Annotated in this window: 15 protein-coding genes and 1 pseudogene; all 16 read left to right on the forward strand. The window is 39.5% G+C overall.

The window, feature by feature from the left end; translation table 11 throughout:
* Positions 1–11: 11 nt before the first annotated feature.
* Positions 12–236 carry a hypothetical protein gene (locus FQT24_RS00470; protein WP_143951851.1) on the forward strand — a complete coding sequence of 75 codons (225 nt, stop codon included), beginning with the start codon at positions 12–14 and terminating at the stop codon, positions 234–236.
* 72 nt (positions 237–308) lie between these two features.
* A complete protein-coding gene (locus FQT24_RS00475) occupies positions 309–2222 on the forward strand; it encodes an AAA family ATPase (protein WP_143951852.1) in 1914 nt (637 codons plus the stop codon).
* A gap of 21 nt (positions 2223–2243) precedes the next feature.
* Positions 2244–2729: a hypothetical protein gene (locus FQT24_RS00480; RefSeq protein WP_141230651.1), complete on the forward strand. Its 486-nt coding sequence runs from the start codon at positions 2244–2246 to the stop codon at positions 2727–2729.
* Positions 2730–3048: 319 nt separating this feature from the next.
* Positions 3049–3459 carry a GNAT family N-acetyltransferase gene (locus FQT24_RS00485; RefSeq protein ID WP_143951853.1) on the forward strand — a complete coding sequence of 137 codons (411 nt, stop codon included), beginning with the start codon at positions 3049–3051 and terminating at the stop codon, positions 3457–3459.
* Positions 3460–3504: 45 nt separating this feature from the next.
* Complete coding sequence (locus FQT24_RS10805; RefSeq protein WP_024057805.1) at positions 3505–3663, forward strand: HAD hydrolase, family IA, variant 3 protein; 159 nt, start codon at positions 3505–3507, stop codon at positions 3661–3663.
* 146 nt (positions 3664–3809) lie between these two features.
* The gene (locus FQT24_RS00490; protein WP_001107497.1) at positions 3810–4019 is read left to right on the forward strand and encodes a helix-turn-helix transcriptional regulator; all 210 of its coding nucleotides are present in this window, start codon (positions 3810–3812) and stop codon (positions 4017–4019) included.
* A pseudogene (locus FQT24_RS00495) lies at positions 4009–4496 on the forward strand (DUF6773 family protein). Before FQT24_RS00490 ends, FQT24_RS00495 begins: the two are co-directional and overlap by 11 nt.
* A gap of 115 nt (positions 4497–4611) precedes the next feature.
* Complete coding sequence (locus FQT24_RS00500; RefSeq protein WP_143951856.1) at positions 4612–6072, forward strand: nicotinate phosphoribosyltransferase; 1461 nt, start codon at positions 4612–4614, stop codon at positions 6070–6072.
* Entirely contained in the window at positions 6069–6893 is an 825-nt protein-coding gene (gene nadE / locus FQT24_RS00505; protein ID WP_143951857.1) for an ammonia-dependent NAD(+) synthetase, read from the forward strand. Before FQT24_RS00500 ends, nadE begins: the two co-directional genes overlap by 4 nt.
* A gap of 500 nt (positions 6894–7393) precedes the next feature.
* Positions 7394–7945: a GNAT family N-acetyltransferase gene (locus FQT24_RS00510; protein ID WP_143951858.1), complete on the forward strand. Its 552-nt coding sequence runs from the start codon at positions 7394–7396 to the stop codon at positions 7943–7945.
* Positions 7946–8098: 153 nt separating this feature from the next.
* Positions 8099–9022 (forward strand): Rpn family recombination-promoting nuclease/putative transposase, encoded by a 924-nt coding sequence (locus FQT24_RS00515; RefSeq protein WP_143951859.1) that lies wholly within the window; start codon positions 8099–8101, stop codon positions 9020–9022.
* 471 nt (positions 9023–9493) lie between these two features.
* Entirely contained in the window at positions 9494–10204 is a 711-nt protein-coding gene (ccdA2, locus tag FQT24_RS00520; RefSeq protein ID WP_143951860.1) for a thiol-disulfide oxidoreductase-associated membrane protein CcdA2, read from the forward strand.
* A 13-nt stretch (positions 10205–10217) separates the two neighbouring features.
* On the forward strand, positions 10218–10781 hold the full coding sequence (locus FQT24_RS00525) for a redoxin family protein (protein WP_115904158.1): 564 nt from the start codon (positions 10218–10220) through the stop codon (positions 10779–10781).
* A 9-nt stretch (positions 10782–10790) separates the two neighbouring features.
* Positions 10791–11903, forward strand: a complete 1113-nt coding sequence (msrB, locus tag FQT24_RS00530) for a peptide-methionine (R)-S-oxide reductase MsrB (protein WP_143951861.1) — start codon at positions 10791–10793, stop codon at positions 11901–11903.
* A 70-nt stretch (positions 11904–11973) separates the two neighbouring features.
* Positions 11974–12702, forward strand: coding sequence for a response regulator transcription factor (locus FQT24_RS00535; RefSeq protein ID WP_143951862.1), 729 nt, complete (start codon positions 11974–11976; stop codon positions 12700–12702).
* A 5-nt stretch (positions 12703–12707) separates the two neighbouring features.
* Positions 12708–14399, forward strand: coding sequence for a cache domain-containing sensor histidine kinase (locus FQT24_RS00540; protein WP_143951863.1), 1692 nt, complete (start codon positions 12708–12710; stop codon positions 14397–14399).
* Positions 14400–14428: the final 29 nt, after the last annotated feature.

The raw sequence follows: 14428 nt of genomic DNA on the forward strand, positions 1-14428 counted from the left end.
AAAAATAGAAGATGAAACTAAAACATGTACTGGCAGGATCAGCAATGGGGTTGAGTCTACTGATGGCAGGGGTAGGAAATGTCTGGTACTACCTCAACGGTTCAGGTGATATGAATAAAGGTGGCTGGTCTAAAGTTGAAAAATCCTGGTATTACTTCACAAATTCAGGAGCTCTTTTAGTTAATACTACAACACCAGATGGCTATCGCGTAAATTCTAATGGTGAGTGGGTGTAGGAGTGACAGAGCTATAGTCATACATGATAGATAAAATATATTTTAGATATATCACATTTAAGGAGAATAATAATGGCTTATTTTTTAGTTGGTAAAGATAATTCTTCTTTATTTTCTAAAAGAACAACTTGGGATTTTGACGCTGCAATTGCGGCTGCAAGTGATGGAGATACAATTGAAATCCAAGAAAATTTTAGAGTAGAATTTGGATCAATCCTAATTGATAAAAATTTATCATTTATTGGAAATGTTATTGAAGAGGAGCAACTCATTTTACCTGCATTGGATGGTTTGTTTGCTATTGATGGTGTAAATGTGACATTTAAAAATCTAGCTTTAAATGTCAAAGAAGAAAAATATAATTGTTTGAACATAAAACCAGGATCATCTGTACTATTAGATACCGTTATTTTAGAATCAAATCAGACTGAAGGTGAAATTTACCCGATCTGTTATTCTAAAGATTCAACCGTTACGATTAAAAATTCTGTAGTTCGTTCTTTTCAACCAGATAAACGTCAGCGCATATATTTTGATAATTCTACAGTTCTAATTCAAGATACGAGTATCTATGTTCAAACAGTATTTGATAACTCAAGATTTGAATTATCAAATATTGAGTTAGAAGTTTCGGATAACAATGGAATATTCTTAGGAACAAAATCAGAAGGAAGCATTAAAAGTTCTATTTTATTTGCAGGTAGTTTTGAAAATAAGCGCTCTACAATTGAGTGTACACAATCAAGCTTGACCTTACTGGATACGAGAGTTTTTCTAGATAATGATGAGGAGTATGTAAATGCTTGTTTTCTAAAAGAAAGTTCCTTATCTGTAGGGTTTGTAATGATGCATTCTATTAAAACAGTGAAGTCCACAGTACATATTGAAGATCATCTGGGATTGGTAGAACTTGGAGATTTTGAAGATCATTCATCTGTTACTGGAAATATCTTAATGGTTTTAGGAGGAAATCATAATAAGATTAATGTATACTCTGACAGTCATTCTAACCTACGATTAAATAAAATAATTGTAGGAATGAAAACAAACCCAGATATAAAACTGGAACGAAATGTTAAATTCCAAGTAGGTGAATTACTGAGAGTAAAAACTAATGAAGATTATACAGATGTTATCTTAGATGAAAATAATCAATATACCTTAGTAAATGATGAAGTATCTATTCGTCGTTTCGGTGAGAAAACAACGTTTGAAAAGTTACAGGATATGATTGGACTTGATAGTGTCAAAAATGAAGTTCAAGAATTTATTGCTATTACTAATATGAATAAATCCCGAAAAGATAAGGGCTTTAATACATCTGGAGTAACTTTGCATTCATTGTTTTTAGGAAATCCTGGTACTGGTAAAACTACAGTTGCTAGATTGATGGGTAAACTACTTTATGAAAATAATATCATTCCAACAGATAAGTATGTAGAAACATCCAGAAGTGATTTAGTCGGTCAGCATATAGGTCATACTGCTATCAAAACAAGAAAAGTATTAGAATCTGCACTAGGTGGAGTACTCTTTATTGATGAGGCCTATACACTTGCAAAAGGTGGAGAAAAAGATTTTGGATCAGAAGCTATTGATGAAATCTTGAAATTCATGGAAGATCATCGAGAGGATATTGTCTTAATTTTTGCAGGTTATACAAAGGATATGGAAAAATTCTTAGAAATGAATGAAGGATTGCGGAGTCGTATTCCAAATGTATTTCATTTTGAAGATTATTCTATTGGGCAATTGTATCAGATTGGTCTAAATGATCTAGTAAGTAAAGGTTATAAAGTAGATGTAGAAGCATATCAAAAACTTCTGAAAAATAATTTTGAAAGAAGCAATGATTTCAGTAACGGACGCTGGGTTAGAAACCAAAATGAGAAAATTTTACGTAAGGTAGCGATGTATCTATTTGAGAATAATATAGAGATAATAGAGATGATACCTAATGAAGTCTTGGAGAATTGTTATATATAATAGAAAGAGGAAAGAAAGTATATGTCAGATAATTTTAAGAAAGAATATGTAACCCCACCATCTGCAGGAGCCACTAAAGAAAAATTTGGTAATTTTTTACAATCTGTAAGGGATCATTTAAGAGAAGACTATCGTAAACAATATGTAATTAGAAAAACATTATGTAGTTTCTTGGTATTTCTTTTTTGGATAATGTTTTGGGTTCCTCCTTTAGGGATTTTTGGTTTTCTAATTGCTGTTGTCTTAACCTGGTTATCTTTTGTGTTTTGGCACTATTCTTATTGGAATTATCAAGGGGGAATTATACAGAATTTCTTGGATGGTCTAGTTCGTTATGGAACATTCTGGGGATTAGTAAAGAAAACTATTTTACAGTATATCTTGGTTTATTTTTGGATAACATTAGCCGCTCCAGCTTTTGGATTCTTCATATGGAGGAAAGCTGTAAAACATAATCAAGTTTTATATGTTACCAATGAACGCAGAGACATATGGAATGAAAACTAAATCGTTTGAAAGGTTTCCAAATTAGATGAAAGTAGTTTAAAGGTATTCATCAGTGTAAAAATGAGTTGATTAGAATCTAGTATATAAGTTCCATTTGCTAGTAGTAGCAATGCAAGAAAGAGTTCAATATCAATATTCTATGATGAATAATATGGAAATATAAATTGTTAAAAATATACCTTCACAACTAATCAAACAAGCATCTCCAAGAGGGGATGTATTTGAAACTCATCAACTCCGGTTGGTGGGTTTTTGCTAGTTTGACAGTCTATTGAAATAAGACTATAATCAAGCTGTATCAGTTTTCGAGGAGGTTTAGATGTACTTTAGATTGGAAAATAAAGAATCCCATAAATCACAAGAAATAGGGAATCTGATTCGTGTTTATAACCGTTCAAAAAGAGAAGAATCTGAAAGTGAGCCACTTAATCTTTATGTCGAAGATGAAAAGGGCAATCTCCTGGCAGGTTTGATAGCAGAGACTTTTGGAAATTGGTTGGAAATCGAATATTTGTTTGTAAAAGAGGAACTGAGAGGGCAAGGAATCGGTTCAAAACTATTGCAGCAAGCAGAAACTGAAGCTAAGAATCGAAACTGTCGTTTTGCTTTTGTCAATACCTACCAGTTTCAAGCTCCAGATTTTTATAAAATGCATGGCTACAAGGAAGTCTTTAGGTTACAAGACTATCCCTACATTGGGCAAAGATATTATTACCAAAAGGATTTGTAAGGTGAATATGAAAGTATAAGGCAGAGAGGAGTTCTTGACATAAGTATGAAGGGGATTCTCGATAAATACCAGTTAAATTCTACAAATTGTGTCTTTCTAGACGATATTGAAGACAATGCAATCGTAGCTGAGAAATTGGGAATCAAGTTTTATCAGGTTAAGAAAAGAAGTGATGTCGTCGATATTTTGAAACCCTATATTTAAACTTAACACTCTCTATTTTTTATGGTAGAGAGTTTTTTGTTAATAAAATTTTACAAAATGACATTTATATATTGCATTAGGTTAGATATATGATATAATGTTGTTAAAAAGAGGCGCAACTTTTTTAAATTAAAAGGAGGACGCAGGTGGCTAAAAATTTAAAATTAAAATTAGCTCGGGTAGAGCTTGATTTAACTCAAGGTCAACTAGCAGATGCTGTCGGGGTGACGCGCCAGACTATTGGTTTGATAGAAGCGGGGAAATACAATCCCAGTCTTTCCCTCTGCCAGTCCATTTGCAGATGCTTAGGCAAAACTTTGGATCAATTATTTTGGGAGGAAGAAGATGAAAAATAGATTTTTTATTATCAATTACTAGACGAAAGAGAAGAACAACTGATCAATAAAGCGGGGGTTGAAAGTTTCTATATCTCTATAGCTTTCTTGCTTTTATCTTATATGATTGCAGTATTAGCACCAAGTCTTTTTAATCCGAGAATGATTCTCATCATTATCATTATTGGAACTTTTTACTTTTTCGGCCGTGCTCGAGATTTGGGTGTGAACTACTATAGTCGTTTTCATTTTACAATTTTGGGTTGTTTTTTCCTAACCTTGGCTATTACGGCTCTTTTGATGCTGCAGAATTATCAATTCAACATAGAAATTTATCAGCACAATCCTTTGAACGTTAAATACCTATCTGCTTGGGCAATTACTTATGTCATTTACCTTCCCTGGGTCTTTATTGGCAATCTTGGTCTTAAGAGCTATGGCGAATGGGCCCAGAAAAAGTTTGAACAAGACATGGATGAACTGGAGGGTGGTGAATAGCTTGTTACTCTTTTCTCAATCCAGCCAAAATGTGATATAATAGTACTGATTTATTGGAACACATGAAAGTTCTTGAAATTTTTCATTGGTTTCTAGCTAAGGAAGTAGGAAAAGTATGTATCCAGATGATAGTTTAACATTGCACACGGACTTGTACCAGATTAACATGATGCAGGTTTACTTTGACCAAGGGATTCACAATAAAAAGGCGGTTTTTGAGGTCTATTTCCGTCAGCAACCGTTCAATAATGGCTATGCGGTTTTTGCAGGTTTGGAAAGAATTGTGAGTTATCTTGAAGACCTGCGTTTTTCAGATAGTGATATTGCCTATTTGGAGTCGCTAGGCTATCATGGGGCATTCTTAGACTATCTCCGCAATTTCAAGTTGGAGTTGACCGTTCGTTCTGCCCAAGAAGGGGATTTGGTTTTTGCCAATGAACCGATTGTGCAGGTGGAAGGACCTCTAGCCCAATGTCAATTGGTAGAAACAGCTCTTTTGAACATCGTCAACTACCAGACCTTGGTGGCGACGAAGGCAGCTCGTATTCGTTCAGTCATTGAGGATGAACCATTGATGGAGTTTGGGACACGTCGGGCGCAAGAGATGGATGCGGCCATCTGGGGAACACGCGCAGCGGTGATTGGTGGCGCTAATGGAACTAGCAACGTGCGTGCGGGTAAGCTCTTTGACATTCCTGTTTTGGGTACCCATGCCCATTCCTTGGTGCAGGTTTATGGTAACGACTATGAAGCTTTCAAGGCTTATGCTGCGACCCACAAAAATTGCGTCTTTCTTGTGGATACCTATGACACCCTTCGCATCGGAGTTCCAGCTGCCATTCAGGTGGCGCGTGAGCTAGGTGACCAGATTAACTTTATGGGTGTGCGAATTGACTCTGGGGATATTGCCTACATTTCTAAGAAAGTCCGTCAGCAACTGGACGAGGCTGGATTTACAGAGGCTAAGATTTATGCTTCAAATGATTTGGACGAAAATACCATTCTCAACCTCAAGATGCAAAAGGCCAAGATTGATGTCTGGGGTGTGGGAACCAAGCTGATTACAGCCTATGATCAGCCAGCTCTTGGGGCAGTTTATAAGATTGTTGCAATTGAAGATGAAAATGGGAACATGCGCAATACGATTAAGCTGTCAAATAATGCTGAAAAAGTGTCTACACCAGGTAAGAAGCAGGTGTGGCGCATTACCAGTCGTGAAAAAGGCAAGTCAGAAGGCGACTACATCACTTATGACGGTGTGGATGTGAGCGACATGACAGAAATCAAGATGTTCCATCCGACCTATACCTACATCAAGAAGACCGTTCGTAATTTTGATGCCGTTCCTCTCTTGGTGGATATCTTCAAAGACGGAAAATTGATTTACAACCTGCCTAGCCTGACTGAGATTCAGGATTATGCTCGTAAGGAATTTGACAAGCTTTGGGATGAGTACAAGCGTGTGCTCAATCCGCAGCATTATCCAGTGGATTTGGCGCGTGATGTATGGCAAGATAAGATGGACTTGATTGACAAGATGCGCAAGGAAGCCCTCGGTGAAGGAGAAGAAGAATGAGCTTGCAAGAAACGATTATCCAAGAACTTGGCGTGAAACCAGTCATTGATGCCCAGGGAGAAATCCGTCGTTCTATTGATTTCTTAAAAAGATACCTGAAAAAACATCCCTTTCTAAAAACCTTTGTACTAGGGATTTCTGGGGGACAAGACTCAACCTTAGCAGGTCGATTGGCCCAATTAGCTATGGAAGAACTGCGAGCAGAGACGGGCGACGATAGTTACAAATTTATTGCTGTCCGCCTGCCTTATGGAGTGCAAGCTGATGAAGCAGACGCTCAAAAAGCCCTAGCCTTCATCCAGCCAGATGTCAGCTTGGTAGTTAATATTAAGGAATCGGCAGATGCTATGACGGCAGCAGTTGAAGCGACAGATAGTCCTGTTTCAGACTTCAACAAGGGTAATATCAAGGCTCGTTGTCGTATGATTGCTCAATATGCCCTTGCTGGTGCACATAGCGGAGCGGTCATTGGAACAGACCACGCTGCGGAAAATATCACAGGTTTCTTTACCAAGTTTGGTGACGGGGGTGCGGATATTCTCCCTCTTTACCGCCTTAATAAACGTCAAGGAAAACAACTCTTGCAGGAACTTGGCGCAGACCCAGCCCTTTATGAAAAAATCCCAACAGCAGACCTCGAAGAAGACAAACCAGGCCTAGCTGACGAAGTAGCCCTCGGAGTCACTTATGAAGAGATTGACGACTACCTAGAAGGCAAAACAATCAACCCAGAAGCCCAAACAACTATCGAAAACTGGTGGCACAAAGGCCAACACAAACGCCACCTACCAATCACCGTATTTGATGACTTTTGGGAGTGAAAATCTCCGGTGGAGATTTTCAGCCTCTCACCTTGAAATAAGAAAGTGAGAGAAGGTCCAGTGGACCTTTTTAGCTTCTTGCCCTGAAATTAAAAAGCAAGAAAAACCTCCAGTGGAGGTTTTTACCCCGAGCATGGAAACAGGTAAGCGAGGAAGGTCCGGTAACTCGCAGAGTTTGATTTTCCTTGTCTCACCCCCGCAACGATGACTAGGTTTGAAAAAGCTTGCTAGAGCGCATTTCAAACCAGACAGCGACTGCGTCAAGGGATTAGATAAAAAACTCGTTTTCTAGCTGTTACTGAATTTAGTCTTTTTACCCTGAGTCTAAAAATAGGAAAACGAGGAAGGGCCAGTGGAGGTTTTCAGCCTCTCACCTTGAAATAAGAAAGTGAGAGAAGGTCCGGTGGACCTTTTTAGCTTATTACCTTGATATTCAAAATCAAAACAAGTTTCAATTGAGATTGGATATAGAATCATCTATCAGAAAGTGAGGTAGTATCATGAAAGCAATCGGTACGCAAATATTACAAACAGAACGTTTGATTTTAAGAAGATTTGTGGAGAGTGATGCAGAGGCCATGTTTCAAAATTGGTCTTCGTCTGCTGAGAATCTGACCTATGTCACTTGGAACCCCCATCCTGATGTCGAAGTGACTCGAAATTCGATCCGAAATTGGGTTGTTTCCTATGATAATCCCAACTATTACAAATGGGCTATTTGTCTCAAAGAAAATCCAGAGCAAGTGATTGGAGATATCAGCATTGTTGAAATACACGAGGAAGATTCAAGTTGTGAAATTGGCTATATTCTAGGCAAGGCTTACTGGGGACGTGGGATTATGACAGAGGCCTTGAAAGCTGTTTTGTACTTTTGTTTTACTCAAGCAGGTTTTCAAAATGTTAGAGCACGATATGCTAGTCTCAATCCAGCTTCAGGTCGTGTCATGGAGAAGGCTGGAATGTCCTATTTAAAAACAATTGTCAATGGTGTAGAGAGAAAAGGCTATCTGGCGGACCTAATTTATTATCAGATAAGTAGGAAAGACAGATAAGTTTAAAATTTTACTGATAATTTAGCGTTTATCCGCTATCTTAGTTTATTATTTTCTATTTCATTTATCCATTTTTTTCCGAATAAATAGATAGTAGCAGTGAATCTAGTAAACCTAGATTTAAAACTGTGATATAATAAAAGGAGGAAAAGGATGATTCTAAGACATCCGGGCATTAGCCCAACAAATGACTTGGTTGCTAAGAAAATCTTTAGTAATCCAGAAATCACTTGTCAATTTATCCGTGATATGCTGGACTTACCAGCCAAAAATGTGACGATTTTGGAGGGAAGCAATATTCATGTCTTGCCTTCCCTGCCGTACTCGGCCCAGGATTTCTATACCAGTATAGATGTTTTAACTGAACTAGATAATGGAACTCAAGTAATCATTGAGATTCAGGTGCATCATCAGAATTTTTTCATCAATCGCCTGTGGGCTTACTTGTGCAGTCAGGTCAATCAAAACCTAGAAAAAATTCGTCAGCAAGAAGGCAATACCCACCAGAGCTACAAACATATTGCCCCAGTATACGCTATCGCTATTGTGGATAGCAATTACTTCTCAGATGATTTAGCTTTTCATAGCTTTAGCATGCGAGAGGACACGACAGGAGAGGTTTTAACCATAACCAATAATGGACAAGAAAACCATTTGGTCAAGATGGCATTCTTGGAACTAAAAAAGTACAGAGAAACCAGCAAGGACAAGGTTCGCAAGCCGTGGTTGGAGTTTTTTGGCAATAAGCCCTTTACCCAACAACCCGAGCGAGCCATCAGCCAAGCAGACCAACTGCTGGATTACAAGAGCTGGTCCGAGGAGGACAGGAAAATGTTTAGTGAACAACGCAGACGCGAAGAACAAGCCTTGTTAGCACAGGACTATGCCTTGGAACAAGCTGAAGAAAAAGGCTTAGAACGTGGTCTTGAACGAGGACGAGCAGAGGGACTTGAACGTGGGAAGGTTGAAGGAAGAGTCTTTGCTTTCTTAGATATGGTTCGCCAAGGTCTTCTGACTTCAGAGGTTGCGAGTGAGCAGCTGGGCATGACTGTCGCTGAGTTTGAGGCGCTGTTGTAAGACCATCACCAGATGGCATTCTTGGAATTAAAAAATACAGAGAAACTAGCAAAGATAAGGTTTGCAAGCTGTGATTGGAATTTTTCTAAATCAGTAAGTCAATGACAGATTTTTCCGTGATAGATGGAAGAATCTGTTTTTAGTTATGCTAGATGTGAGCTATGCAACAGTAATACTCTTCGAAAATCTCTTCAAACCACGTCAGCTTCACCTTGCCGTATGTTTTGAGCTGACTTCGTCAGTTTTATCTGCAATCTCAAAGCTGTATTTTGAGTAACCTGCGGCTAGCTTCCTAGTTTGCTCTTTGATTTTCATTGGGGATAAGATAGCTTACCTTTTGTCTTCATGCTTCTTTTTATTTTTTTGAAATATAACCTGATTAAATTCCTATTTTTCCCTATCATTATCCCTGTTTTTTCTGGAGTGTTGGGGCTATAATAGTCCTATCAAATCAAAGAATGGAGGGAGGTAATGGATACGATTATCTTTTTTATCAGTGTTTTTCTTGCTGGAATTCTTTCCTTCTTTTCTCCTTGTATTTTACCCTTGTTACCGGTCTATGCAGGGGTCTTGTTGGATGATAAAGATGGCGGTCAGGCTTCTAGCGGCAAATTTTCAATCTCAATTGTTAGTTTATTGAGAACTCTAGCTTTCATAGCGGGGATTTCCTTTATCTTTATCCTACTGGGTTATGGAGCTGGCTTTTTAGGAGACTTGTTGTATGCCTCTTGGTTTCAGTATGTGACGGGTGCGGTTATCATTCTCTTGGGCTTGCACCAGATGGAAATCTTACATTTTCAGGGACTCTACAAGGAAAGAAGACTACAATTAAAGAGACAGGGGCAAAAGGGTAAGGGCTATAGTCAGGCATTTTTACTGGGCTTGACCTTTAGTTTTGCTTGGATGCCTTGTGTAGGGCCAGTTCTTGGTTCTGTTTTGGCCTTGGCGGCTTCAGGTGGTTCAGGTGTTTGGCAGGGGGCTGCTCTCATGTTGGTTTACACGCTAGGTTTGGCACTACCATTTTTGGTTCTAGCTCTAGCCTCCAGCTATGTTTTGAAACATTTCCGAAAACTCCATCCTTATCTAGGAATCCTCAAAAAAGTGGGTGGTTTCCTCATTATCGTGATGGGAATTTTGGTTCTTTTAGGAAATGCTTCCATTTTGACTACATTATTTGAATAGAGAGGAAGAAGAAATGAAAAAATGGCAAACATGTCTCCTTGGAGTAGGCTCAATCTGTTGTTTAGCAGCCTGTTCGGCTAAAAATATGTCAGACGAATCTACTATGAAGGAGCAAACAAAAACAGAACAAGTCAGTGCGCAAACTGCGACTAAAGGTCAGGCGGTTGCTGATTTTGAACTGACGGGAGTAGATGGCAAGACCTACCGCTTGTCTGATTATAAGGGTAAGAAAGTCTATCTCAAATTCTGGGCTTCTTGGTGTTCCATCTGTCTAGCTAGTCTTCCAGATACGGATGAGATTGCTAAGGATGCTGGTGATGATTATGTGGTCTTGACAGTGGTGTCTCCTGGACACAAGGGGGAACAAGCTGAAGCAGACTTTAAGAACTGGTACAAGGGTTTGGATTATAAAAATTTTCCAGTTCTAATTGACCCGTCAGGCAAACTTTTAGAAAGCTATGGTGTCCGTTCTTACCCAACTCAAGCCTTTATAGACAAGGAAGGCAAGCTGGTCAAAACACAACCAGGCTTTATGGATAAGGATATGATTTTAAAGACATTGAAAGAAATGGGGTAGAGAAAGGTCATGAATGATAAAGTAAAATTGTTTGTCTTGGCAGGGATTTTTTTCCTAGCCATAACCGGTTTCTATTTTCTATTGATGCGAAATGCAGGGCAGACAGATAGCTCGCAAATTGAGAAAGCATCAGTTAGCCAAGGAGGAAAAACAGTGAAAAAAACAGAAGTTAGTAAAGATGCAGACTTGCACGAAATTTATCTAGCTGGGGGATGTTTCTGGGGAGTGGAGGAATACTTCTCACGCGTTCCCGGGGTGACAGATGCCGTATCAGGCTATGCAAATGGTAGAGGGGAAACAACCAAGTACGAGTTGATTAACCAAACAGGACATGCGGAAACTGTCCATGTTACTTATGATGCCAATCAAATTTCTCTCAAGGAAATCCTGCTTCATTATTTCCGCATTATCAATCCAACCAGCAAAAATAAACAAGGAAATGATGTGGGAACCCAGTACCGTACCGGCGTTTATTACACAGATGACAAGGATTTAGAGGTAATCAACCAAGTCTTTGATGAGGTAGCTAAGAAATACGATCAACCTCTAGCAGTTGAAAAGGAGGCTTTGAAGAATTTTGTAGTGGCAGAGGATTACCACCAAGACTATCTCAAGAAAAATCCAAATGGCTACTGCCATATCAATGTTAATCAGGCGGCCTATCCCGTCATAGATGCCAGCAAATATCCAAAACCAAGTGATGAAGAATTGAAAAAGACCCTGTCACCTGAGGAGTATGCAGTCACCCAGAAAAACCAAACAGAACGAGCTTTCTCAAATCGATACTGGGATAAATTTGAATCTGGTATCTATGTGGATGTGGCAACTGGTGAACCCCTCTTTTCATCAAAGGATAAGTTTGAGTCTGGTTGTGGCTGGCCTAGTTTCACCCAACCCATTAGTCCAGATGTCGCCACCTACAAGGAAGATAAGTCTTACAATATGACACGCATGGAAGTGCGGAGCCGAGTTGGAGATTCTCACCTTGGCCATGTCTTTACGGATGGACCACAGGACAAGGGTGGCTTGCGCTACTGTATCAATAGTCTCTCTATTCGATTTATTCCCAAAGACCAAATGGAAGAAAAAGGCTACGCTTATTTACTAGATTATGTTGATTAAGAGGGCTTTCCTAAGCAGTTAGAGGAGAATTTTGCTATACTGATACTAGTAAGTGACAAAGGAGCAGACCATGACCTATACAATCTTAATCGTAGAAGATGAATATCTGGTAAGACAAGGCTTGACTAAACTGGTCAATGTAGCAGCCTACGATATGGAAATCATCGGTCAAGCTGAAAATGGAAGACAGGCTTGGGAATTGATACAAAAGCAGGTGCCAGATATCATTTTAACCGATATCAACATGCCTCAGCTAAATGGAATCCAGTTAGCCAGTCTGGTCCGAGAAACCTATCCTCAGGTTCATTTGGTCTTTTTAACAGGCTACGATGATTTTGATTATGCCTTGTCTGCTGTCAAACTAGGTGTGGACGACTACCTGCTTAAACCCTTTTCTCGTCAGGATATCGAAGAAATGTTGGGGAAAATCAAGCAAAAGTTGGATAAGGAAGAGAAAGAAGAGCAGTTACAAGATCTATTGACCGATAAGTTTGAAGGAAACATGGCCCAGAAAATCCAGTCCCATCTGGCTGATAGCCAGTTTAGTTTAAAGTCTTTGGCCAGTGACTTGGGCTTTAGTCCGACTTATCTGAGTTCTTTGATTAAGAAAGAGTTGGGACTGCCTTTTCAGGATTATCTGGTGAGAGAACGTGTCAAACAAGCCAAACTCTTGCTTTTGACTACAGATCTGAAGATTTATGAGATAGCCGAAAAGGTTGGTTTTGAAGATATGAACTATTTTACCCAACGTTTTAAACAGATTGCAGGTGTGACACCTCGTCAGTTTAAGAAGGGGTAAGGTCGATGAAGCGTTCTTCTCTCCTAGTCAGAATGGTTATTTCCATCTTTCTGGTCTTTCTCATTCTCCTAGCTCTAGTTGGGACTTTCTACTATCAATCTAGTTCTTCAGCCATTGAGGCTACCATTGAAGGCAATAGCCAAACGACTATAAGCCAGACTAGCCACTTTATTCAGTCTTATATCAAAAAATTAGAAAGCACCTCGACCAGTTTGACCCAGCAGACGGATGTTCTAGCCTATGCTGAGAATTCTAGTCAAGACAAGATTAAGGGAATCCGAAATCTGTTTTTGACCATCTTAAAGTCAGATCAGGACTTGAAAACTGTTGTGCTGGTGACCAAATCCGGTCAGGTCATTTCTACAGATGATAGTGTGCAAATGAAAACCTCCTCAGATATGATGGCTGAGGATTGGTATCAAAAGGCCATTCATCAGGGAGCCATGCCCGTTTTGACACCAGCTCGTAAATCGGACAGTCAATGGGTCATTTCTGTCACTCAAGAACTTGTTGATGTAAAGGGAGCCAATCTGGGTGTGATTCGTTTGGATATTTCTTATGAAACTCTGGAAGCCTATCTCAATCAACTTCAGTTGGGTCAGCAGGGTTTTGCCTTTATCATCAATGAAAAGCATGAATTTGTTTATCATCCTCAACACACAGTTTATAGTTCGTCTAGCGAAATGGAGGCCATGAAACCCTATATTGAGACAGGGCAGGGCTATACTCCAGATTACAAATCCTACGTCAGTCAGGAAAAGATAGCAGGAACTGATTGGACGGTGCTTGGTGTGTCTTCGCTGGAGAAGTTAGACCAGGTTCGGAGTCAACTCATGTGGACCTTGCTTGGAGCCAGTGTCACCTCTCTTCTTGCCTGTCTCTGCTTGGTGTGGCTTAGTCTTAAACGCTGGATTGCTCCTCTGAATGACTTGAGAGAAACCATGCTGGAGATTGCTTCTGGTAATCAGAATCTTCGTGCCAAGGAAGCGGGTGCTTATGAACTGAGAGAGGTGACTCGCCAGTTCAATGCTATGTTGGATCAGATTGGTCAGCTCATGGCAGATGTTCGCAGGCAAGAAGAAAGGACACGTCAGTATGAACTTCAAGCTTTATCAAGCCAGATTAATCCGCATTTCCTCTATAACACCTTGGACACTATCATCTGGATGGCTGAATTTCAGGATAGTCAGAGAGTGGTTCAGGTGACCAAGTCCTTGGCAACCTATTTCCGCTTGGCGCTCAATCAAGGCAAGGATTTGATTTGCCTGTCTGATGAAATCAATCATGTCCGCCAGTATCTCTTTATCCAGAAACAACGCTATGGAGATAAGCTGGAATACGAGATTGCTGAAAATCCAGCCTTTGATAAGCTAGTCTTGCCTAAGCTGGTCCTACAACCCCTTGTAGAGAATGCCCTTTACCATGGTATCAAGGAGAAGGAAGGTCAGGGACATATTAGAGTTTCTGTCCAGAAACAGGAGACAGGACTAGTCATCCGCATTGAGGATGATGGGGTTGGTTTCCAAGATGCTAGCGATAGTAGTCAAAGTCAACTCAAACGTGGGGGAGTTGGTCTTCAAAATGTTGAACAGCGGCTCAAACTTCATTTTGGAGAAGATTACCAAATGAAGATTGATTCTATTCCCTCAAAAGGTACGACAGTAGAAATATACATAAATAGAATAGAAACTAGTTAACTCCCAGTCAATTCTGGGAGTTTTATGCG

The organism is Streptococcus mitis (assembly GCF_901542415.1).
Taxonomy (GTDB): Bacteria; Bacillota; Bacilli; order Lactobacillales; family Streptococcaceae; genus Streptococcus; species Streptococcus mitis_BL.